Source organism: Kitasatospora sp. NPDC041988, from assembly GCF_055588525.1.
In genome coordinates this window covers 327,548-347,432 of record NZ_JBVJCO010000002.1, presented here as the reverse complement: position 1 = coordinate 347,432, position 19,885 = coordinate 327,548, and the positions used below count along the sequence as shown (strand labels likewise).

The 19,885-nt window shown below is 74.0% G+C and carries 18 protein-coding genes and 1 pseudogene; 9 read left to right on the top strand and 10 right to left on the bottom strand.

The window, feature by feature from the left end:
* Window positions 1-78 precede the first annotated feature (78 nt).
* Together ACZ6NC_RS04500 and ACZ6NC_RS04495 are read left to right on the top strand one after the other, a co-directional pair.
* A pseudogene (locus tag ACZ6NC_RS04500) lies at window positions 79-339 on the top strand (aminoglycoside phosphotransferase family protein); the annotation flags it as partial.
* 171 nt (window positions 340-510) lie between these two features.
* Complete coding sequence (locus tag ACZ6NC_RS04495; protein ID WP_465728871.1) at window positions 511-1,557, top strand: polysaccharide deacetylase family protein; 1,047 nt, start codon at window positions 511-513, stop codon at window positions 1,555-1,557.
* Between the two features lie 170 nt (window positions 1,558-1,727).
* On the opposite strand, the gene ACZ6NC_RS04490 is transcribed toward ACZ6NC_RS04495, so the two are convergent.
* Together ACZ6NC_RS04490 and ACZ6NC_RS04485 are read right to left on the bottom strand one after the other, a co-directional pair.
* A complete protein-coding gene (locus ACZ6NC_RS04490; RefSeq protein WP_465563544.1) occupies window positions 1,728-1,901 on the bottom strand; it encodes a hypothetical protein in 174 nt (57 codons plus the stop codon).
* Window positions 1,902-1,939: 38 nt separating this feature from the next.
* Complete coding sequence (locus tag ACZ6NC_RS04485; protein ID WP_465728869.1) at window positions 1,940-2,698, bottom strand: MerR family transcriptional regulator; 759 nt, start codon at window positions 2,696-2,698, stop codon at window positions 1,940-1,942.
* Window positions 2,699-3,035: 337 nt separating this feature from the next.
* Between ACZ6NC_RS04485 and ACZ6NC_RS04480 the strand changes: the two genes are divergently transcribed.
* Window positions 3,036-3,578 (top strand): hypothetical protein, encoded by a 543-nt coding sequence (locus ACZ6NC_RS04480; protein ID WP_465728867.1) that lies wholly within the window; start codon window positions 3,036-3,038, stop codon window positions 3,576-3,578.
* A gap of 45 nt (window positions 3,579-3,623) precedes the next feature.
* On the opposite strand, the gene ACZ6NC_RS04475 is transcribed toward ACZ6NC_RS04480, so the two are convergent.
* The 4 genes from ACZ6NC_RS04475 to ACZ6NC_RS04460 form a co-directional block, all read right to left on the bottom strand.
* Window positions 3,624-4,325 carry an exonuclease domain-containing protein gene (locus ACZ6NC_RS04475; RefSeq protein WP_465728865.1) on the bottom strand — a complete coding sequence of 234 codons (702 nt, stop codon included), beginning with the start codon at window positions 4,323-4,325 and terminating at the stop codon, window positions 3,624-3,626.
* A 127-nt stretch (window positions 4,326-4,452) separates the two neighbouring features.
* The gene (efeB, locus tag ACZ6NC_RS04470) at window positions 4,453-5,703 is read right to left on the bottom strand and encodes an iron uptake transporter deferrochelatase/peroxidase subunit (RefSeq protein ID WP_465728863.1); all 1,251 of its coding nucleotides are present in this window, start codon (window positions 5,701-5,703) and stop codon (window positions 4,453-4,455) included.
* A 210-nt stretch (window positions 5,704-5,913) separates the two neighbouring features.
* On the bottom strand, window positions 5,914-6,069 hold the full coding sequence (locus tag ACZ6NC_RS04465) for a hypothetical protein (RefSeq protein WP_465728861.1): 156 nt from the start codon (window positions 6,067-6,069) through the stop codon (window positions 5,914-5,916).
* A gap of 43 nt (window positions 6,070-6,112) precedes the next feature.
* The gene (locus ACZ6NC_RS04460) at window positions 6,113-7,390 is read right to left on the bottom strand and encodes an SAV2148 family HEPN domain-containing protein (RefSeq protein ID WP_465728859.1); all 1,278 of its coding nucleotides are present in this window, start codon (window positions 7,388-7,390) and stop codon (window positions 6,113-6,115) included.
* 493 nt (window positions 7,391-7,883) lie between these two features.
* On the opposite strand from ACZ6NC_RS04460, the gene glgX reads away from it, so the two are divergent.
* The 3 genes from glgX (at window position 7,884) to treZ (ending at window position 14,361) form a co-directional block, all read left to right on the top strand.
* A complete protein-coding gene (gene glgX, locus ACZ6NC_RS04455) occupies window positions 7,884-10,031 on the top strand; it encodes a glycogen debranching protein GlgX (RefSeq protein WP_465728857.1) in 2,148 nt (715 codons plus the stop codon).
* Between the two features lie 68 nt (window positions 10,032-10,099).
* Window positions 10,100-12,619, top strand: coding sequence for a malto-oligosyltrehalose synthase (treY, locus tag ACZ6NC_RS04450; RefSeq protein WP_465728855.1), 2,520 nt, complete (start codon window positions 10,100-10,102; stop codon window positions 12,617-12,619).
* The gene (gene treZ, locus ACZ6NC_RS04445; RefSeq protein WP_465728853.1) at window positions 12,616-14,361 is read left to right on the top strand and encodes a malto-oligosyltrehalose trehalohydrolase; all 1,746 of its coding nucleotides are present in this window, start codon (window positions 12,616-12,618) and stop codon (window positions 14,359-14,361) included. The genes treY and treZ overlap by 4 nt, the downstream gene beginning before the upstream one ends.
* Before the next feature lie 28 nt (window positions 14,362-14,389).
* On the opposite strand, the gene ACZ6NC_RS04440 is transcribed toward treZ, so the two are convergent.
* Window positions 14,390-15,283 carry a transketolase family protein gene (locus tag ACZ6NC_RS04440; RefSeq protein ID WP_465728851.1) on the bottom strand — a complete coding sequence of 298 codons (894 nt, stop codon included), beginning with the start codon at window positions 15,281-15,283 and terminating at the stop codon, window positions 14,390-14,392.
* 92 nt (window positions 15,284-15,375) lie between these two features.
* Entirely contained in the window at window positions 15,376-16,077 is a 702-nt protein-coding gene (locus ACZ6NC_RS04435) for a thiamine pyrophosphate-dependent enzyme (RefSeq protein WP_465728849.1), read from the bottom strand.
* Between the two features lie 55 nt (window positions 16,078-16,132).
* On the opposite strand from ACZ6NC_RS04435, the gene soxR reads away from it, so the two are divergent.
* Window positions 16,133-16,657, top strand: a complete 525-nt coding sequence (soxR, locus tag ACZ6NC_RS04430; protein ID WP_465728847.1) for a redox-sensitive transcriptional activator SoxR — start codon at window positions 16,133-16,135, stop codon at window positions 16,655-16,657.
* A 15-nt stretch (window positions 16,658-16,672) separates the two neighbouring features.
* Here soxR and ACZ6NC_RS04425 read toward each other — a convergent pair whose 3' ends face one another.
* Together ACZ6NC_RS04425 and nadE are read right to left on the bottom strand one after the other, a co-directional pair.
* Window positions 16,673-17,194 carry a GNAT family N-acetyltransferase gene (locus ACZ6NC_RS04425; RefSeq protein ID WP_465728845.1) on the bottom strand — a complete coding sequence of 174 codons (522 nt, stop codon included), beginning with the start codon at window positions 17,192-17,194 and terminating at the stop codon, window positions 16,673-16,675.
* A 122-nt stretch (window positions 17,195-17,316) separates the two neighbouring features.
* Complete coding sequence (gene nadE / locus ACZ6NC_RS04420) at window positions 17,317-18,147, bottom strand: ammonia-dependent NAD(+) synthetase (protein WP_465728843.1); 831 nt, start codon at window positions 18,145-18,147, stop codon at window positions 17,317-17,319.
* A 205-nt stretch (window positions 18,148-18,352) separates the two neighbouring features.
* Here nadE and ACZ6NC_RS04415 point away from each other — a divergent pair, with 205 nt between their 5' ends.
* A complete protein-coding gene (locus ACZ6NC_RS04415; RefSeq protein WP_465728963.1) occupies window positions 18,353-19,141 on the top strand; it encodes an ArsR/SmtB family transcription factor in 789 nt (262 codons plus the stop codon).
* Between the two features lie 118 nt (window positions 19,142-19,259).
* Window positions 19,260-19,742, top strand: a complete 483-nt coding sequence (locus ACZ6NC_RS04410; RefSeq protein WP_465728841.1) for a hypothetical protein — start codon at window positions 19,260-19,262, stop codon at window positions 19,740-19,742.
* Window positions 19,743-19,885 lie beyond the last annotated feature (143 nt).

Sequence of the window (19,885 nt, the reverse complement as noted above, 5' to 3'; positions counted from 1 at the left end):
GGTGGCAAGAAAAAGGGAGGTGTCGGCAGGGGTGGCCCCGCTCTCCTAGACGGAGGAGATCCCTAACAAACCCGCGGAGAACACCCCCTGCTCGTCCCCCCGCTCAGCCACGACCGGTACGGAGTCCCGGCCGAGGAGTACGTGGCGTTCACCACGGGGTACGGCTGGGACGTCCGGGAGTGGGCCGGTTTCGCGGTGCTGCGCGGGGCCCGGGAGACAGCCAGCGCCTCCTGGGTGGCGCAGCAGGCGCCGGGCAACCCGGCCGCGCTCGCCGAGTTCCGCCGCCGGGTGGAGTCGCTGCGCGCGGGGGCCACGGACGTGCGCTGGTATCCGTTCTGACGACTGCACGTGCCCTCGCGGGCGTCCTCGCGGGCCTCCTCGCGGGCGCCCTCGCGGGCCTCCTTGCGGGGCGCAACCGGACGTGGTCGGATCGGCGTCCTATCTGACAGTCAGCCTGAAACGGCCTGACCCAGGGATCGGGATCACCTCCGCACCCGAGGAGCCGCAGACATGCCCGAACACGCCACCTCGCAGCGCGCCTCGTCGTCCGCCCGGCACCGCCGCCGACCGCTGGTCGCGGGCTGCATCACCGTGGTCGCCGCCCTGGGCCTGGCCGCCTGCGGCACCGCCAGCGGCGCGCTCCAGCCGCAGCCGATTGTCACCGCGTCGAGTCCGGGCACCCCGGCGCCCTCGGCCTCGTCGCCGGCTGCCCCTACCCCCTCCCCCAGCGAACCGACCTCGGCCGGGCCGTCCGCCTCCACGCCGGCCCCGCCCGTCACACCGAAGCCGACCGCGCCCAAACCCCCACCGCCGAGCACCTCCAAGCCGCCGACGCACGCTCCGGCACAGAGCCCCACGCAGGGCCCGACGCAGAGCCCCACGCACACCCCGAGCGCCCCGCCGGCCACCCGTCCGCCCACCGCGACGCCGGCCCCGCCGCCGCCCGCGAGCGGGGTGTCCACCTCGGTCGTCCGCTCCACCGCCTCCGGCGGCCGGACGGTCGCCCTCACCTTCGACGACGGCCCCGGCCCGGCCACCGGCCAGGTCCTCGACCTGCTCGCCCAGTACGGCGCCAAGGCGACGTTCTGCCAGATCGGCCAACAGGCCGCCGCCAACCCGGCGTTGGTCAAGCGGATCATCGCGGCCGGCCACCGGCTCTGTGACCACAGCGTCGACCACCCGCAGCCGTTCGCCGCGCTCTCGCACGACCGGGCCGTGTCCGAGATCTCCAAGGCCAAGGACATGATCGTCCAGGCCGGCGGTCCGGGCACCAAGGTCTCCTGGTTCCGCGCCCCCGGCGGCGGGTTCACCGCCGACAACCAGCGGATCGCCGCCGACCTCGGCCTGCGCCCGCTCGGCTGGTCCGTCGACCCGCGCGACTGGGCCCGCCCCGGCGTCGCGTCGATCGTCTCCACCGTGAAGAGCCAACTCAGGCCCGGCGGCGTGATCCTGATGCACGACGGCGGCGGCGACCGCAGCCAGACCGTCGCCGCACTGAAGCAGCTGCTGCCCTGGCTGGCAGCCCAGGGCTACCGCTTCGACTTCCCGGCGAGCTGACCGGTTCGTCCGCCGCATCCCCTGCGGTCGGCCGAAGTCGACCACCGCAGGGGCCCACCCGCCGTCCGCGCGGCGCCACCGAGCACCGGATGCCGGCCTCCCCCGGTCCACCCCGGTCCCGCTCGGCTCCCCACCCCCTCACCTCCCGACCGCCGGCGGCGGCGGCAGGCTCAGATCCTCCGGAGCCGGCCGAGCCGGCGGAAGGTGATGAACGCCTGCACGCCGAACGCCGGCAGGAGGGCCAGGAGGGCGGTCCACGGCACGACCCGGCCGAAGAGCAGGGCCGGGAGCAGGGCGGGCAGGACGGCGAGCAGGGCGATGCCGATGCGCAGGCGGCGGTTCACGGAGACTCCTCGGGATTCGGCAGGTCGGGAACGGGTGGTCACGCGCGGGCGCGGTCGAGGTAGGCGGTCAGGTCGTGCCAGGCGTCGGCCGGGACCGTGGGATCACCGGACATCGCGGCCGGCTCGTGGTGCCAGGCGGCCCGCACCGCACCGGAGAGGCCGGAGTCGCCGCCGTTGAACAGTCGGCCCAGCTCGTCCATCCGCGCCACCAGCCTCCGCACCTCCGGCGCCGTCGGCTCCACCCCGGCGACGCGCAGCGCCTCGGCCCTGCGGTAGAGCTCCGGCCACTCGACCTCCACCAGGTAGTGGACCCCCGGGCCGACCGCGGCCGCCCGGTCCTGCAGATCCCGGAGCTGGTCCTCGTCGAGGTGGCGCCGCAGCGCCTGCCCGCCCTCCGGGCCGGCCCCGCCCATCGCCTGGAGCACACCGATCAACGTGGCGGTCTCCGGGGCCCGTTCGGCGGCCAGCTCGTCGTGGACGTGGGCCAGCCGGCTCCGCAGGGCCTCCAGCGAGGCGATCGCCGCCTCGACTCCGGCGAGGTGCTCGCCCACCAGCCGGACGGGGTCGACCCCGACGTCCAGGCAGGTGGCGATGGTCTCCAGCCCCAGCCCGAGGCGTCGCAGCGCGAGGACCTGGTAGAGGCGGACGACATCCGGCTCGGTGTACTCACGGTGTCCGGCGGCGGTCCGCCGGGACGGGCCGAGCAGCCCGATCTGGTCCCAGTGGTGCAAGGTGCGTACGGTCAGTCCGCTCGCCTCGGCGAGCGCCCCGACCTTCCATGTGTGGTCGATGCCCATACCCCGATGGTGCGTCCTGACGTCGCGTGAGGTGCAAGCCCGGCAGGCCCGGCAGGCTCGGCGCCGATCAGCAGGCCCCGGGCAGGCCCCGAGCGGGCACCCCGGGCGGGCCCCCTCCCCGCCGTCGTCCGCCGGGCCACCCGCCACTGCGGCAGAGCCGGAGGCGGCCGGGCCGCGCGGTACGGGGAGGCGGACCGCACGGCCCGGCGCTACCGTGAAATGGCGATCCGATCGGGTCAGTCCCAGGCATATTCCCCACGTGATTCGTTGACGAACCAGCAAGTGCCGACAAGTCTCCGGCGTGGTCCGTCCACGCCGAATTCAGCCGGGAGTGACAATGGCCAGTTACGAAAGTGCCAGAACAAAGGCGTTCACCCGGGCGGCGACCACCACCCTGACCGGCGTGCCGCTCGACGTCTCCGACGACCACCCGCTCCGCGAGGCCGGTGGCATGCCGATCCAGACGTGCGTCTGCGTGACGGATCCGTGCCCCTGTGACGACCACCCGATCGTCTGGCTCGACGAGGCCGCCGTCCGTGGCCGTGCCGCGACCGGCCGACGGACCACCGACGGTGACGAACTGTACGACTTCGCGGTGGCGGCGGACGCGTCCGTGGTCGTCGAGTCCTTCCACAAGGTAAGAGCGGCTGACGCCGCCCGCGCCGGCGGTCTCGCCGGCACCGGGGCCCCGCCGCCCTTCATCGTGCGGCACCGGCCGGGCGCGGCCCGGTCCACCGAGAAGGGCGGCCCGTGTCACGGAGCCAAGGAGTCGCTGCTCCGCGCCGATGCCGGCTGCAACGATTTCGAAGTCACCGAGAGCGGCGCGACCTACTGCTTTGCCGAAAGCAGCGAGCACTACTGCATCTACGTGCTCTGCTGAACGGCCCGCTGCCGGAGTGCCGCCCGGCGCAGCGCTCCGGGCCGGCTAGCGCAGCGGCCAGCGCGGGTCGATGACGGCCTGCGGGTCCTTGCTGCGGCGGAGCCAGGCCTGGAGGCCCTCGGCCCAGTCGCGGTGCCAGCCGATCTGGCGGGTGTGGAGGTCGGCGAGGGGGACGGCGCCGACCTCGGCGGGGTAGCGCTCGGCGAGGGCGACGGCGACCCGGACGGCGGCGAGGGCGTCACTGCCGGCCTCGTGGGCGTCGGTCAGCTCGACACCGTAGACCTCGCAGACCCGCTGGAGGGTGCGCGAGCCCTTGCGGTACTTGTCGACGGCCCGGTCGATGACGAGGGCGTCGAGCACCGGCGTGACCGGCCCGCCGAGGCGCTCGGCGAGCGGGGCCAGGCCGTGCCGGCGCAGCTCGGCGTCGAGCAGCGAGAGGTCGAAGGGGGCGTTGAAGGCGACCACGGGGCGGCCGGCGGCGAGCCGCTCGCAGAGGGCCGTGGCTATCTCGTCCACCGCCTCCTTGGCCGGGCGGCCCTTGCTGCGGGCGACGTCGTCGCCGATGCCGTGGATCGCCGCGGCCTCGGCGGGGATCGGGACGCCCGGGTCGAGCAGCCAGTCGGTGGCGCTCAGCCGGCGGGCTCCGACGGTGTCCACGAGGGCGGCCGTGACGATGCGGTCCACGGCCGGGTCGGTGCCCGTGGTCTCCAGGTCGAAGCCGACCAGTGGCTGCTGCCACCAGCTCATAGGGGTGTGTCCTTCCGTCCTGCTCGTCGAAACAGCCCCTATCATCGCCCGCCCCACCGACAACGCGGTCGCTGGGGCGGGCGGGCGCAGCCGGCAGGCCCGGCTCAGGCCCCGGCTCAGGCCCTGCTCAGGCCCCGGCGAGCAGGCTCCGGCCGAGCCAGTCGGCGTCGTCCTGGACGCCGGGCAGGACGTAGAAGTAGCCCCCGCCGGTGGGTCGCAGGAAGCGGGCCAGCGGCTCGCCCGTGAGCCGGGTCTGGACGGCCTCGAACTGGCGGGCCACGTCCTGCTGGTAGCAGCAGAAGGCGAGGCCCAGCTCGGGCTCGCCGTGCTCGTCGAGGCCGCGGTCGTAGTTGAAGGCGCGGCGCAGGATGCGGCTGTCGCGGGTGGCGTCGGTGCGCGGGTTGGCGAGCCGGATGTGGGAGTCGAGGGCGATGACGGCGCCGTCGGGGTCGTGGCTGTAGTCGGGGGCGTCGGTCTCGTTGCTGCGGCCGAGCGGGGCGCCGTCGGCCTTGCGGCGGCCGATGATCCGTTCCTGGTCCTTCAGGGCCGCCTCGTCCCAGGGCGCGACCAGGGTGCGGATCGCCCGCACCACTTGGTAGCTCCCGCCGACCGCCCAGCCCGGTTCGCCGCCGCTCGCGCCGACCCAGACCAGCTCGTCCATCTGCCGGGCCGACTCGGTGTCGGGGTTCTCGATGCCGTCCTTGAAGCCGAGCGGGTTGCGGGCGGCGCCGGTGGGGCGGGCCCGGTTCTGGAACCCGTCCAGCTGCCAGCGCGGGCGGATCGCGCCCTTGGTGGTGCGCAACAGGTCGCGCAGGGTGTGCTGGACGGTGTCGCGGCTCTCGGCGCAGATCTGGAGCAGGAGGTCGCCGTGGGACTCGGCGGGGCGCAGGGCGTCGCCCGGGAAGTCGCGCATCAGGGTGAGGCGCTGGGGCTTGGCGGCGGCGAGGCCGTAGCGGTCGTCGAAGAGCGAGGCGCCGACGGCGACGGTGACGGTGAGGTTGTCGGCGGGCAGGGCGTCGGGGCCGAGGGTGCCGCTGTCGGCGGGCGCGGCGGCGGGGCCGAGGTCGGGCGGGGTGCCGCCGGCGGTGAGGAAGCGGATCCGGTCGGTGCAGGTGCGCAGCAGCGTCTCCAGGGCCGCGCGGTCGGCGGCCTTGACGTCGAGGGCGACGAAGCTGCCGTAGCCGGGCGGCGGGTTGGTGATGCCGGCCTGGTGGACGCCGTGGAACGGGATCCGCCCGGCGGCCGAGCGTGGCACGGCGGGCACGGCGGCGGCGGTGGGGCGGGCGGCGCCGAGGGCGAGCGCCCCGGCGGTGCCGGCGCCGAGGGCGGTGCGCACGAAGCTGCGGCGCGAGGCGCCGGGGTGGTCCGGGCTGGTCATCGGTCGGCCTTCCGGGTCGGGGGCGGGCGCGGGCATGCCGGAGCGGGGCTCGTCGGCAGCGGGAGGGCGATCGCAGGCTCTCCGGGGTACGGAACCCCGGCCTGCTGATCATGAAATCGACGCTAGCAAGCCCCTCGCGCCCCCGCCCCGCCTGCGCGCCCCGGCTGACCGCCCATCGGCTCAATACCCGCCGGTTGCCATCCGTCCGGGCTAGGACGCGGTGCGGGCCTCGTCGACGGCGGCCGGACGGAGGCGGCCGAGCCGTTCGAGGTCGGGGCGCATGACCTCGGCACGCAGCTCGGCGACAGGTTCGACGCCGGTGGTCTCGGCGGGCCGCAGGGTCCAGGTGGTGGGGGCGCTGTTCATCCGGGCAGTGTCCCAGCGGCCCCGCCGCGGCGGCCGGCGGGTGTCAGGAGACCGGCCGGGAGTCCCCCCAGATCCCCTCGAACTCCTCGCGGTAGACCTCCAGCAGCCCGGCGTCGGTGCCGCCCGGCTGCTGGCCGGCGCCGCCGCGCAGCACCAGCGCGGGCGACTCCATGCCGCGGGCCCGGCGCAGGTAGGGCTGGACGACGCCGAGGTCGCGGGTCTGCCGCCGGGGGCCGCCGGTCTGGCCGGCCGGGCGCGGGCCCTCGACCAGGTAGGCGGTGAAGCGCGGGGTCTCGTCGAAGACCCGGATCTCGAAGCCGCCCTGGTCGCGCAGCCTGGCGCGGACGCGGCGCACGTGCATGATGTTCATCTCGATCGAGCGGGCCAGTTCGCCGCGCCCGAGGCCGAGTTCGCGCTCGCGGCGGCGGACGGCGCTGCTGGCCGGGTTGAGGAAGAGCAGCCGGACCCGGCAGCCGTCGGTGGCGAGCCGGACGAGGCGCTTGCCGGTGTAGTTCTGGCAGAGCATGCCGAGGCCGATGCCGAGCGCGTCGAGCCGGCGGGCGCCGTCCAGCAGGTCCTCGACCGGGAGGTCGCGCTGGAGGCGGACCCGGTCGGCGTGCACCGCGACCACGTCCGCGTACCGGCCGGCCACCAGCGACTCGACGACGTCGGCGGGGACGCCGCCGGAGCCGCCGTCCAGCAGGGCGAGCAGCCGGGCGGCGGCGCGTTCGGTCTGGGCGAGGACGGTCTGGGTGAGGACGCGGTTGCGGGAGACGACGTGCCGGGCGACCTCCAGTTCGTCCAGGGCGAGCTCGATGTCGCGGCGGTCGGCGAGGTAGGGCTCGAAGCAGGGCCAGTGCTGGACCATCAGTTCGCGCAGCTGGGGCAGGGTGAGGAAGACGAGCGGGTCGTCGTCGGCGGGGTCGAGCAGGTAGCCCTTGCGCCGGCTGACCTCGCGGACGGCGCCGGCCCGGTGGGCCCATTCCTCGCCGGCGGGGCCGGCCGCGGCGGTGACCCAGTCCTCGCCGTGGGCGGGTGCGTAGATGGGGTACAGCACCTCGTCGACGAGGGCGCGCAGCCGCTGTTCGACCAGGTTGAGCCAGACGTACGCGCGCCCGGCCAGCCGGACCCGCTGGTAGGCGTCCTCCCACTCGGTGCCGGACCAGGCGAGGGCGGGTATCTCGACCGGGCCGCTCTGGGCGGGCACCAGCGCCCGGCCGGTCATGGTGGGGCGCATGACGACGGTCGGGGCCTCGCTGCGGGCGCCGCCCCGGTCGGGGCCGCCGGGCCCGGCGCCACGGCCGCCGGCGGGGAACACCATGCGCCACCTCACCTGGTTCCTGATGGAGCTGCTTCGTCGTCTGCTTCGTCCGCCTGCCCCTGCCGGCCCTGCTGGTTCCGCCGGTCCTACCGGTTCCTCTGATGAATCGCCACGAGCGCGGGGGCGGCCGGACGATCAAGGGTACTGCCCGCCGCGAGCCGACCGCAGCCGGTTGGCGGACGGGAAACCCGGAGGCCCCGGCCCCACCACCTGCCCCAGCCGCCCCGCACGCCGCCCCGCGCACCACCGCGGGAGGCCCACCGGGACCCTCCGAACACCCACCGGACACCCGCCGGACACCCGTTCGGGCGAACACGCGCCGAATGGCCCCGCTGTCGGGGAAAGCGTCGGGGAGTATGCGCACTGTGCCGTACGTCACGGTGCGCGACCGCCGCACATGCCCGGCCACCCCGCCGGGAAGAGAGCGTCGGGGTCCGGGCAGATAGTCGGACTACCTGTCAGTTTCCCTTCGGCGCAAGGAAGTTGAGGACTCATGCAGGTCTGGCCAGGGAAGCCCTACCCCCTCGGTGCCACCTACGACGGGGCCGGCACCAACTTCGCGGTGTTCTCGGAGAGCGCCGACCGGATCGAGCTCTGCCTGCTCGACGAGGACGGTTCGGAGACGGCCGTCGAGCTGCGCGAGACGGACGCCTTCGTCCGGCACGCCTACCTGCCCGGCATCCAGCCCGGCCAGCGGTACGGATTCCGCGTCCACGGCCCGTACAACCCGGGCCTCGGCCAGCGGCACAACAGCGCCAAGCTGCTCCTGGACCCGTACGCCAAGGCGATGAGCGGCAACATCGACTGGGACGAGTCGGTCTACGGCTACCACTTCGGCGCCCCCGAGCGCCGCAACGACCTGGACTCCGCCCCGCACACCATGCACTCGGTGGTGATCAACCCGTACTTCGACTGGGGCACCGACCGGCCGCCGCGCACCGACTACCACCGCACCGTCGTCTACGAGGCCCATGTGAAAGGCCTCACCAGACTCCACCCCGGCATCCCCGAGGAGATCCGGGGCACCTACGCCGGCCTCGCCCACCCGGCGGTGATCGAGCACCTGGCCAAGCTCGGCGTCACCGCGATCGAGCTGATGCCGGTGCACCAGTTCGTCCGCGACCACCGGCTGCGCGACCTCGGCCTCGCCAACTACTGGGGCTACAACACCATCGGCTTCTTCGCCCCGCACTCCTCCTACTCCTCCACCGGGGACCGGGGCCAGCAGGTGCAGGAGTTCAAGTCGATGGTCAAGGCGCTGCACGCGGCCGGCATCGAGGTCATCCTGGACGTCGTCTACAACCACACCGCCGAGGGCAACCACCTCGGCCCCACCCTCTCGCTGCGCGGCCTGGACAACGTCTCCTACTACCGGCTCGCCCAGGACCAGCGGTTCTACGAGGACACCACCGGCACCGGCAACAGCCTGCTGATGCGCAGCCCGCACGTACTCCAGCTGATCATGGACTCGCTGCGCTACTGGGTCACCGAGATGCACGTGGACGGCTTCCGCTTCGACCTCGCCGCCACCCTGGCCCGGCAGTTCCACGAGGTCGACCGGCTCTCCTCCTTCTTCGACCTCGTCCAGCAGGACCCGGTGGTCTCCCAGGCCAAGCTGATCGCCGAGCCCTGGGACCTCGGCGAGGGCGGCTACCAGGTGGGCAACTTCCCGCCGCTGTGGACGGAGTGGAACGGCATGTACCGGGACACCGTCCGCGACCTGTGGCGCGGCGAGAACGCCACCCTCGCCGAGTTCGGCTCCCGGCTCACCGGCTCCTCCGACCTCTACCAGGACGACGGCCGCCGGCCCATCGCCTCCATCAACTTCGTCACCTGCCACGACGGATTCACCCTGCGCGACCTGGTCTCGTACAACGAGAAGCACAACGAGGCCAACGGCGAGGACAACCGGGACGGCGAATCGTTCAACCGCTCCTGGAACTGCGGCACCGAGGGCCCCGGCACCGACCCGGCCGTCGAGGAGCTGCGCGCCCGCCAGCAACGCAACCTGATCGCCACCCTGATGCTCTCCCAGGGCGTGCCGATGCTCTCGCACGGCGACGAACTCGGCCGCACCCAGCACGGCAACAACAACGCCTACTGCCAGGACAACGAACTCACCTGGGTGCACTGGCCCCAGGAGGACGGGCCCGAGGCGCGGCTGCTGGAGTTCACCCAGGGCATGATCTGGCTCCGCCGCGACCACCCCGTCTTCCGGCGCCGCCGCTTCTTCCACGGCCGCCCGGTCTCCAGCCGCCCCGTCCCCGGCCGGCCCGTCACCGGCAGCTACGAGGACCTCACCGACATCGCCTGGTTCACCCCCGGCGGGGAGGAGATGACCAAGCGCAACTGGGGCGCCAGCTACGCCAAGTCGCTCAGCGTCTTCCTCAACGGCTACGCCATCTCCGAGCCGGACCGGCGCGGCGGGCGGATCGTCGACGACTCCTTCCTGCTGATGTTCAACGCCCACTTCGAGCCGCTGGAGTTCAACGTCCCGGCCGACCACGGGCAGGAGTGGCAGGTCGTGGTCGACACCGCCCAGCCCCGGCTGCCCGCCCCCGGCACCGGCGCCCGGGTCAAGGCCGGCGACACCCTCTGGCTCACCGACCGCTCGCTGATGGTCCTCCAGCGGCCCGCCTGAGGCGTGGTTCACCTGTTCGGATCAGCAACGGGTCTTGGCGGCGGGCTCGCGCGGGTACTCATGGACACATGACCTCCGCCGCCGAGCCCGCGCAGCCCCGCCCGGCCGCTACTCCCCCACCCCCACCCACGGCCCCGCCACCGTCGGCCAGCTACCGGCTCCAGCTCCAGCCCGGCTTCACCCTCCGCGACGCCGCCACCGCCGTGCCCTACCTCGCCGCCCTCGGCGTCTCGCACCTGCACCTCTCCCCGCTGCTGGAGGCCGCACCCGGCTCCACCCACGGGTACGACACCGTCGACCACGGCCGGATCAGCGGGCAGCTCGGCGGTGAGCCCGCACTGCGCGCGCTGGCCGCCGAGGCCCACCGGCACGGCCTGCGGCTGATCGCCGACGTGGTGCCCAACCACATGGCCGTCCCCGTCCCCGAGCAGCTGAACCAGCCGCTCTGGCACGTGCTGCGGGACGGCCCCGACTCGCCGTACGCGCGCTGGTTCGACATCGACTGGGCCGCCCAGCCGGGGCCAGCCGACGCCCCGGAGCGCGGGCGGGTGCTGCTGCCGCTGCTCGGCGACCGGCTCGGCGCGGTGCTCTCGTCCGGGGAGCTCGTCGTGGACGGCCCGGGGGCGCCTGACGGCGGCCCGGCCGGCGGAGTGCTCCGCTACCACGAGCACACCCTCCCGCTGCGGCCCGGCACCGAGGGCCTGCCGCTCGCGGAGCTGCTCGCCCGGCAGTGGTACCGGCTCGCCTGGTGGCGGCTGGCCCGCACCGAGCTGAACTACCGGCGGTTCTTCACCGTCAACGAGCTGATCGCCGTCCGGGTCGAGATCCCCGAGGTGTTCGAGGCCACCCACGGCGTGCTGCTACGGCTGCACCGGGACGGTGTCCTGGACGGGTTCCGGATCGACCACCCCGACGGCCTCGCCGACCCGCGCGGCTACCTGCGGCGGCTCGCCGAGGCCACCGGCGGCGCGTACACGGTGGTGGAGAAGATCCTCACCGGCGACGAGCGCCTGCCCGCCGACTGGCCGTGCGCGGGCACCACCGGGTACGACGCGCTGCGCCGGATCGACGGCGTCCTCACCGACCACGCGGGCGCCAGCCGGCTGGCCGGGCGCTACGAGCACTTCCTCGGCGGCGCACTCGCCACCGAGCCCTGCGCCGACCCGCACCCGGCCGTCGCGGCCGCCCGGCGCGGGCGGGCCGACATGACCGGCCCTCGGGGCGAGCTGGCCGCCGAGGTCGAGCGGCTGGTCCGGCTCGCCGTCCGGATCGGCGCCGCCGAGCCCGCGCACGCGGACCACGCACCCTGGCAGCTGCGCGACGCCCTGCAACGGGTGCTCACCGGCTACCCGGCGTACCGGCCGTACGTCCGGCCCGGCGAGCCGGTGCCCGCGGTCTCGGCGGAGCAGCTGGGCGCCGCGCTCGACGGCTCCGCCGACCCGTCCGACCGGCTGGTCGCGGAGCTGGCCCTCGGGCGGCTCGGCACCGGCCCCGAGAAGGACGAGTTCTGCGTGCGCTTCGCCCAGACCGCCGCCGCCGTGGCCGCCAAGGGCGTCGAGGACACCGCCTTCTACCGCTGGAACGCGCTGCTGAGCCTGAACGAGGTCGGCGGCGAGCCGGCCAGGCCGGGCCTGCACCCGGAGGACTTCCACGCCTGGTGCCACTACGTCGAACGGCACTGGCCGGCCACCATGACGGTGCTCTCCACCCACGACACCAAGCGCAGCGCCGACGCCCGCGCCCGCCTCGCCGTCCTCGCCGAGCAGCCGGACGCCTGGGCCGCCGAGGCCGCCGCCTGGTCCACCGCCGCCGGCCCCGGCGGCGACCGGGACGGCGACTGGCTGCTCTGGCAGACCCTGGTCGCGGCCTGGCCGATCAGCCCCGAGCGGCTGGTCACCGCGCTGCTCAAGGCGGCCCGCGAGGCCAAGCTGCGCACCTCGTGGACGTCCCCGGACACCGGCTACGAGCAGGCCCTCGCCGACCGGGCCCGCGCGCTGTACGGCAACCCTGGGCTGCTCCCCCGGATCGAGGGGTACGTCCGGATGCTCGCGCCGTACGCCCGGTCCAACACCCTCGCCGCCGCCCTGCTGCACCTCACCGTGCCCGGCGTGCCCGACCTCTACCAGGGCAGCGAGGAGCCGCTGTACACCCTGGTCGACCCGGACAACCGGGGGGTGGTGGACCTCGGCGCGCTGGCCGTCCGGCTGACCGACTCGGCGACGCCCCGCCCGGACGACCTGGCCCGGGAGAAGCTGCACCTCACCGCGGCCGCCCTGCACCTGCGCCGGGCCCGCCCGCCGGGCGCCTACCGCCCGCTGACCGCCACCGGCCACTCCCGCGACCACCTGCTCGCCTTCGCCCGCGGGGGCGACGTGGTCACGGCGGTCACCCGGCTGCCGTACGGCCTGGAGCGGGCCGGCGGCTGGCGCGACACCGTCCTGGAGCTGCCGGCCGGCGGCGGGTGGACGGACGAACTGACCGGGCGCCGGTTCGCGGCCGGCACGGTGCCGGTGGCCGACCTGCTGGCCGCCTCCCCGGTGGCACTGCTGACCAGGAAGACCATGAAGACCAGGAAGGGCGACGCGTGACTCTGCCGGAGCTGCGGACGTACGAGGTGTGGGCGCCTGCGGCGGCCGAGCGGGTCGAGGTGGAGGTCGGCGGCGCCCGCCACCCGCTGGCCCGGGACGGCGCGCGGGCGGGGTGGTGGCGCGGCGAGGCGCCCGCCGGGGACTACGCGTTCCGGCTGGACGGCGGCCCGGCGCTGCCCGACCCGCGCTCGCCCCGGCAGCCGCACGGCCCGGACGGGCCCAGCCGGGCCGTCGACCACGCCGCGTTCCGCTGGTCGCAGACCGGCTGGCGCGGCCGTCCGCTGCCCGGCGCCGTCCTGTACGAGCTGCACATCGGCACCTTCACCGCCGCCGGCACCTTCGACGCCGCCGCCCGACACCTCGACCACCTGGTCGAGTTGGGCGTCGACTTCGTCGAGCTGCTGCCGGTCTGCCCGTTCCCCGGCCGGCACGGCTGGGGGTACGACGGCGTCTCGCTCTGGGCCGTCCACGAGCCCTACGGCGGCCCGGAGGGGCTCAAGCGCTTCGTCGACGCCGCGCACCGCAAGGGCCTCGGCGTCGTCCTGGACGTGGTGCACAACCACCTCGGGCCGTCGGGCAACTACCTGCCCGCGTACGGCCCGTACTTCACCGACCGGCACCACACCCCGTGGGGCTCGGCGGTCAACCTGGACGCGCCCGGCTCGGACGAGGTGCGCGCTTACCTGACCGGCAGCGCACTGGCCTGGCTGCGCGACTACCGGATCGACGGACTACGGCTGGACGCGGTGCACGCCCTCGCCGACGACCGCGCCGTCCACTTCCTGGAGGAACTCGCCACCGAGGTCGAGACGTTGGCGATCGCCACCAACCGGCCGCTGTTCCTGGTCGCCGAGTCCGACGTCAACTCCCCCCGCACCACCGCCCCGCGCGAGGCCGGCGGTCAGGGCCTCACCGCGCAGTGGAGCGACGACTTCCACCACGCACTGCACACCGCGCTCACCGGCGAGTCCCAGGGCTACTACGGCGACTTCGCGGTCGCGCCCCTGTCGGCGGTCGCCAAGGCGCTCACCCATGGCTTCTTCCACGACGGCGGCTGGTCCTCGTTCCGCGGCCGCAGCCACGGCCGCCCGTTCCCGCCCGCCCACGGCCACCGGCTGCTGGGCTACCTCCAGAGCCACGACCAGATCGGCAACCGGGCCCTCGGCGACCGGCTCTCGGCGAGCCTGACCCCCGGCCAACTCGCCTGCGGAGCCGCACTCGTGCTCACCTCGCCGTTCACCCCGATGCTGTTCATGGGCGAGGAGTGGGGCGCTATCACGCCCTGGCAGTACTTCACCGACCACACCGACCCGGGCCTCGCCGAGGCCGTCCGGCAGGGCCGACGGCGGGAGTTCGCCGAGCACGGGTGGCAGGCGGAGGAGGTGCCGGACCCTCAGGAGCCGGCCACCGTGCTGCGCTCCGTCCTCGACTGGACCGAGCCGAGGCGCGCCCCGCACGCCGAACTGCTCTCCTGGTACCGGGTGTTGCTCCGGCTGCGGCGCGAGCGGCCGGAGCTGACCGACCCCGACCTTTCGGCCGTCCGGGTCGTCCACGACGAGGCGGCGCGGTGGCTGGTGGTGCACCGGGGGCCGTACCGGGTGGCGGTCAACCTGTCCGACTCCGCCGCCGATCTGCCGCTCGGGGCCGAGGGGCGGGAGATGGTGGCGTCCTTCGGGCAGTGCGTTCCGGACGGCGCGGCGGCGCGGCTGGAGGCGCACTCGGTCGCGATCGTCCGGGTGTGACGCCCGCGGCTCACCGGTCGCACGAGCCTCACCAGAGGAAGGTGCCGATCCGCTCCCGCAGCGAGGCCGCGTCCAGGCCGTAGGCGGCCAGGTGCTCGGGGATCGAGCCGTAGTGCCGGTGCTCCTCGCGCGGCACGCCGAGGCCGAGCACCCGGTGCGGCCGGTCGTTCATCGCGGCGTGCGCCTCGTTGGCGGAGGTCCCGGCGAGATACGGCTCGACCAGCACCACGTCCGCCCGCCCGCCGGCGGCCGCGCGGAGCCCGGCCGCGTCGAACGGCCGCACGGTGGACGCGTACAGCACGGTGACGTCCAGGCTCTCGGTGGCCGCCAGTACCGCGTCCAGCATCGGGCCGACCGCCAGCACCACGCCCTTGGCGCCCGTGCGCACGGTGGTGAACCGGCCTGGTTCGACCGGCACCGCGGCGGCGTTCTGGTGCAGGGAGAGCCGCACGTACACGTTGCGGTCGCCGTCCGCCGCGGCGTGGCGAAGCAGCTGCTCGGCCTCGTCCGGGTGGCCGGGCACGTGGACCGTCCAGTCCGGCAGGGTGTCCAGCAGCGCGACGTCGCCCGGCGACATGTGGGTGCGGCCCCCGGCCGGCCAGTCGTACGAGCCGGCGGCGCTCACCAGGACGGCGCCGACGCCCTGGTGGACGAGGTCCAACTTGATCTGCTCGAAGGGGCGTTCGACCAGGAAGCTGGCGAAGGTGTGGGCGATCGGGCGCAACCCGGTGAGCGCCAGGCCGCCGGCGGCGCCGATCAGCAACTGCTCACGGATCCCGACGTTGATCACCCGGTCGGGGTGGCGCTCGGCGGCGGGCGCGAAGCCGGTCGCGCTGATGTCGGCCAGCACGACGGCCAGCCGGGGGTCGTCGTCCAGCATTCGGGTGGTCACGTCGAGGAAGCGCTCGCGCATGTTGTCCATCGGTCTGGTCCCTTGCCCTTCGGAGGTTGTCGGGAGTTCTCGGGCGGCCGTCAGGAGGTCTCGGGCAGCCGTCAGGAGGTCTGGGGCGGCCGTCAGGAGGTCTTGGACTCGACGCGGGCGACCACCACGTGCGGCCGGCCCGGGTGTCCGGCGGTGAACGCCGCGTACAGCGCCTCGTGGTCGCGCCCGTCCACCGTCTCGGCCGACCAGCCCTCGGCGACGAAGCGCGCCGCAATGCCGCCCTGCCAGCCGTGCGTGGCCGAGGAGTTGTCGATGACGACGACGTGCAGCCGGTCCAGCCCGGACGCACCGGCGAAGGCGACCGCCTCGTGGTTGGAGCCCTCGTCGAACTCGGCGTCCCCGACCAGCACCCAGACCGCCGGGTCGGCGAGCCCCTGGGCGCGCAGCCCGAGCGCGGTGCCGACCGCCAGCGGCAGGCCGTGCCCCAGCGAGCCCGAACCGATCTCCACGCCGGGCAGCAGCGTGCGGTCCGGGTGGTGGCCGAGCGGCGAGTCGTACGCGCCGAAGCTGGGGAGCAGCGCGGGATCGAGGAAGCCCTTGGCCGCGAGTACGGCGTAGTAGGCCATCGGGCCGTGCCCCTTGGAGAGCAGGAAGCGGTCGCGGTCCTGCTCCTCGGCGGTGGCCGGGGTGACCCGCAGCACCCGGTCGTAGAGCACCCAGAGGGCGTCCAGCGTGGAGGTGGCGGCCGGGCCGTGCTTCTCGTCGCCGGTCATCAGGCTCATCAGGCCCGGGAGGTCCGCGAAGGTGACTTCGGTACGGGTGTTCGTCGTCATGCCCACGATGCTGCAACTTGAAGTCGACTTGAAGTCAAGCCGCTAGAGTGACCCCATGAGCGCACCCGAGACCTCCCCCGGGCCGAGCCGGCACGACCCGCTCACCATCGGCCAACTCTCCGACCGCAGCGGCCTCGCCACCTCGGCCCTGCGCTACTACGAGAAGCTCGGTCTCATCCACGCCACCCGCACCACCGGCGGGCAGCGCCGCTACACCCGCGGCACCCTGCGCCGGGTCGCCTTCGTACGGGCCGCCCAGCGGGTCGGCCTCTCCCTCGACGAGGCCAAGGTCGCACTGGACCGCCTCCCCGAGCGCCCCGCCCCCAGCGGCGCCGAGTGGACCGACGTCGCCGAGTCATGGCAGAGCCGCATCGACGAGCAGATCGCCGAACTCGAAGGCCTGAAGGCCAAACTGAGCGGCTGCATCGGCTGCGGCTGCCTCTCCCTCACCCGTTGCGCCCTCTACAACTCCGGCGACCGCGCCGCCGCCGCCGGCCCCGGCGCCCGCTACCTGCTCACCCGCGACCCCGCCACCGGCCCCGAGCCCGGTCCGGTCACCGAGGACCCCTTCGGCCGCTGACGGCCGGCGGCCCGTTCAGGGGCGGGCGTCCCCGCGCAGCAGGCTGTAGCGGACGATGTCGCGCCACTCCCCGTCGCGGAAGACCAGGCTGCGCTGCACGCCTTCCCGGGTGAAGCCGCACTTCTCCAGCGCGCGCTGCTCGGCGAGGTTGGCGGTCTCGGTGTCGGCCTCCAGCCGGACCACCGGCGAATGCGCGAACAGGTACTCCACCAACAGGCGTTGGGCCTGGGTGCCGATGCCGCGGCCGCGGGCCTGCGGGATCAGCTGGATGCCGATGTTCCAGTAGGGCGCCGCCGGCACGACCGCCATCGCCCGCCAGGCGACGAACCCGCACAGCCCGCCCTCGGACACCACCGCGAGCTGCGACTGGTCCGCCCCCAGCAGCCCGTTCTCCACCCACTTGCGCCGCAGGCGGCCCGGGTCGGACCAGCCGTACCACTGCAGGGCGCCGATCGCCTCGGGGTCGACGAGCAGCCGCTCAAGGAGCAGGAGGTCGGCTTCGGATATCGGACGGAGGATCACCCGGTCGTCACTCATCCGGCCACTGTAGTCACCGGCCACCGTCCGGCCCGGGCCAACACCCGTGCCGGGCAGCGCCGGTGGCGCCGCCCGACGGCGAGGCGGCCGACGGCGAGGCGGCCGACGGCGAGGCGACCGGCTCAGGGAGCGATCGGCAGCTGTCGCTTGTGCTCGGTGAGCCGGTAGCGGCGGACGACGGCCTCGAACGCGGCCTCGTCGACCGGCTTGCCCTCCAGGAAGTCGTCGATCTCGTCGTAGGTGACGCCGAGCGCCTCCTCATCGAGCCTGCCCGGGTTCAGCGTCTCCAGGTCGGCGGTCGGGGCCTTCCAGATCAGCTCGGACGGCGCGCCCAGAGCCTCCGACACGGCCCGTACCCGCCGCTTGGTGAGGCCGGTGAGCGGAACGACGTCGGCCGCGCCGTCGCCGAACTTCGTGAAGAAGCCGGAGACCGCCTCGGCGGCGTGGTCGGTGCCCACCACCAGGCCTTCGTGCGCACCCGCCACCGCGTACTGGGCGACCATGCGCTGCCGGGCCTTGATGTTGCCGTGCACGAAGTCCTGGTGGTGCGCGTCACGGAAGACCGTGCCGCCGACCAGCACCGTCTCCAGCGCGGCGTCACTGGCGGGCTTCACGTCGACGGTCAGGACCTGGTCGGGCCGGATGAACTCCAGCGCCAGCTGCGCGTCCTTCTCGTCGGCCTGGGTGCCGTACGGCAGCCGCATCGCGAAGAAGGTCGATTCCCTCCCGGTGGCACGGACCCGCTCGACCGCGAGCTGGCACAGCCGACCGGCGGTCGTGGAGTCCACACCGCCGCTGATGCCCAGCACCAGTGAGCGCAGACCCGTGGAGGTCAGCCGGTCGGCGAGGAAGGCCACCCGGCGCTCGATCTCCTGCCGCGCGTCGAAGGACACGCCCACCTGGAGGTCCCGCGCGATCTCGTGCTGCACGGATATGGACGTCGGATCGGTCACGGTTGCTCCTCGCTCGGGCCCGCGGGCAGGGTCTGCGCGCGCCGTCGGGCCGAGGGCCACAGGCGTGTGCAGGGGACAGAGGAACTCTAGAGGAAGGCGGCGAAGCCCTGGTCAAGGCAGGTGGCCCCCGCAGGGGCACGAAATCGTTGACATTATGCAGGCGATCGCCTGCATAATGGTCCACGTGAGCCACGAAGCGACAGCGATGGACGCCGCATTCAAAGCACTGGCCGACCCCACCCGGCGGCTCCTGCTCGACCGCCTGCGCGAGCGGGGCGGCCAGACCCTGGGCGAGCTGTGCGAACGCCTGACCATGGCCCGCCAGTCGGCGACACAGCATCTCGACATCCTGGCGCAGGCCAACCTCGTGACCGTCGTACGACGGGGACGGGAACGACTCCACTACCTCAACCCGGCGCCGATCCACGAGATCGAGGAGCGCTGGATCTCGGGGTTCGACAGGCCCCGCCTGCAAGCGATCAGTGCCATCAAGAACCTTGCCGAGGAGTACGCCATGACCAACACGCCCACGTCGGTGCCGACTTACGTCTACGTCACCTACATCCGCGCGAACGCGGAGCAGGTGTGGCAGGCCCTGACGGACGCGGACCTCACCGCGCGCTACTGGGCCCACGCCAACGTGTCGGACTGGCAGCCCGGCTCGGCCTGGGAGCACCGGCGCGTCGACGGATCAGGCCGCGTCGACGTCGTCGGCAAGGTGCTCAAGGCCGAGCCCCCGACGCTGCTGAGCATCACCTTCGAGGACTCCCCGGACGCCGAGGCGCCGAGGGAGCCGTCGGTCGTCACCTTCCTCGTCGAACCGCACGAGGACATCGTCCGCCTCACCGTGACCCACGAGAACCTCCCCAACGTGGAGATGCTCAACGGCATTTCGCGCGGGTGGCCGGCCGTGCTGGCCAACCTCAAGTCGCTGCTGGAGACCGGCGACGTCCTCCCGCAGGCGCCCTGGGAGATGTCCGGCACGCACGCCTGACGCCCGGGGCGGCGGTCGCCACCGCTTCTCGCGCCGGCACACCGCAGCGCACACCACAGTTCCGCTCCGCAGTCTGCTCCACAGTTCATTCCGCGCACGACCGCAGAAGGAAGAGAACATGCTGGACACCACCCCGCTCCGGGACGCCTACCGCACGCTCCTGGACGCCGCCGCCACGGTGGCCGACACCGACGGACCGAGCCCCACCCCGCCGGCCGGCGAGTGGAACGCCGACCAGATCCTGGCGCACATCTCCCTCGTCAGCGCGGCCACCATCACCGCCGTCTCCTCCGCCGCCTCGGGGGCCATCGCGACGTACGACAACCGCGTGGCGCTCGACACCTGGACCATCGACCGGGTCATCGCGCTCGCCGGCGACAACGCGGGGCTGCGCAACCGCATCCGCCTCCAGGGAGAGGCCCTCTGCGCACTCGCCGGGCCCATGCTGAGCGAGGCCGAACTCGACACCCAGGTGCCCACCCTGCTCCTGTCCAACGGCGCACTCCTGGTCGACCGGCTCATGCCGCTGCGCGACCTCGTCACCGGCCTGGCCGACGTGGAGCTGCCCAGTCACACGAAGCAGCTGCTGGCGCTCCTGTAGGCCGGCCGGGGCCGGAGGCCCGTACGCGCGCGGGGGGGGGGGGGGGGGGGAGAAAAACTCCCCGCCGCACGCGGGCGTTCGCAAGGGTCGGGGAGGGGGGGGGGGGGAAGAAGAAAACAGGGAGCGAGGAAGGGGGGGGGCAG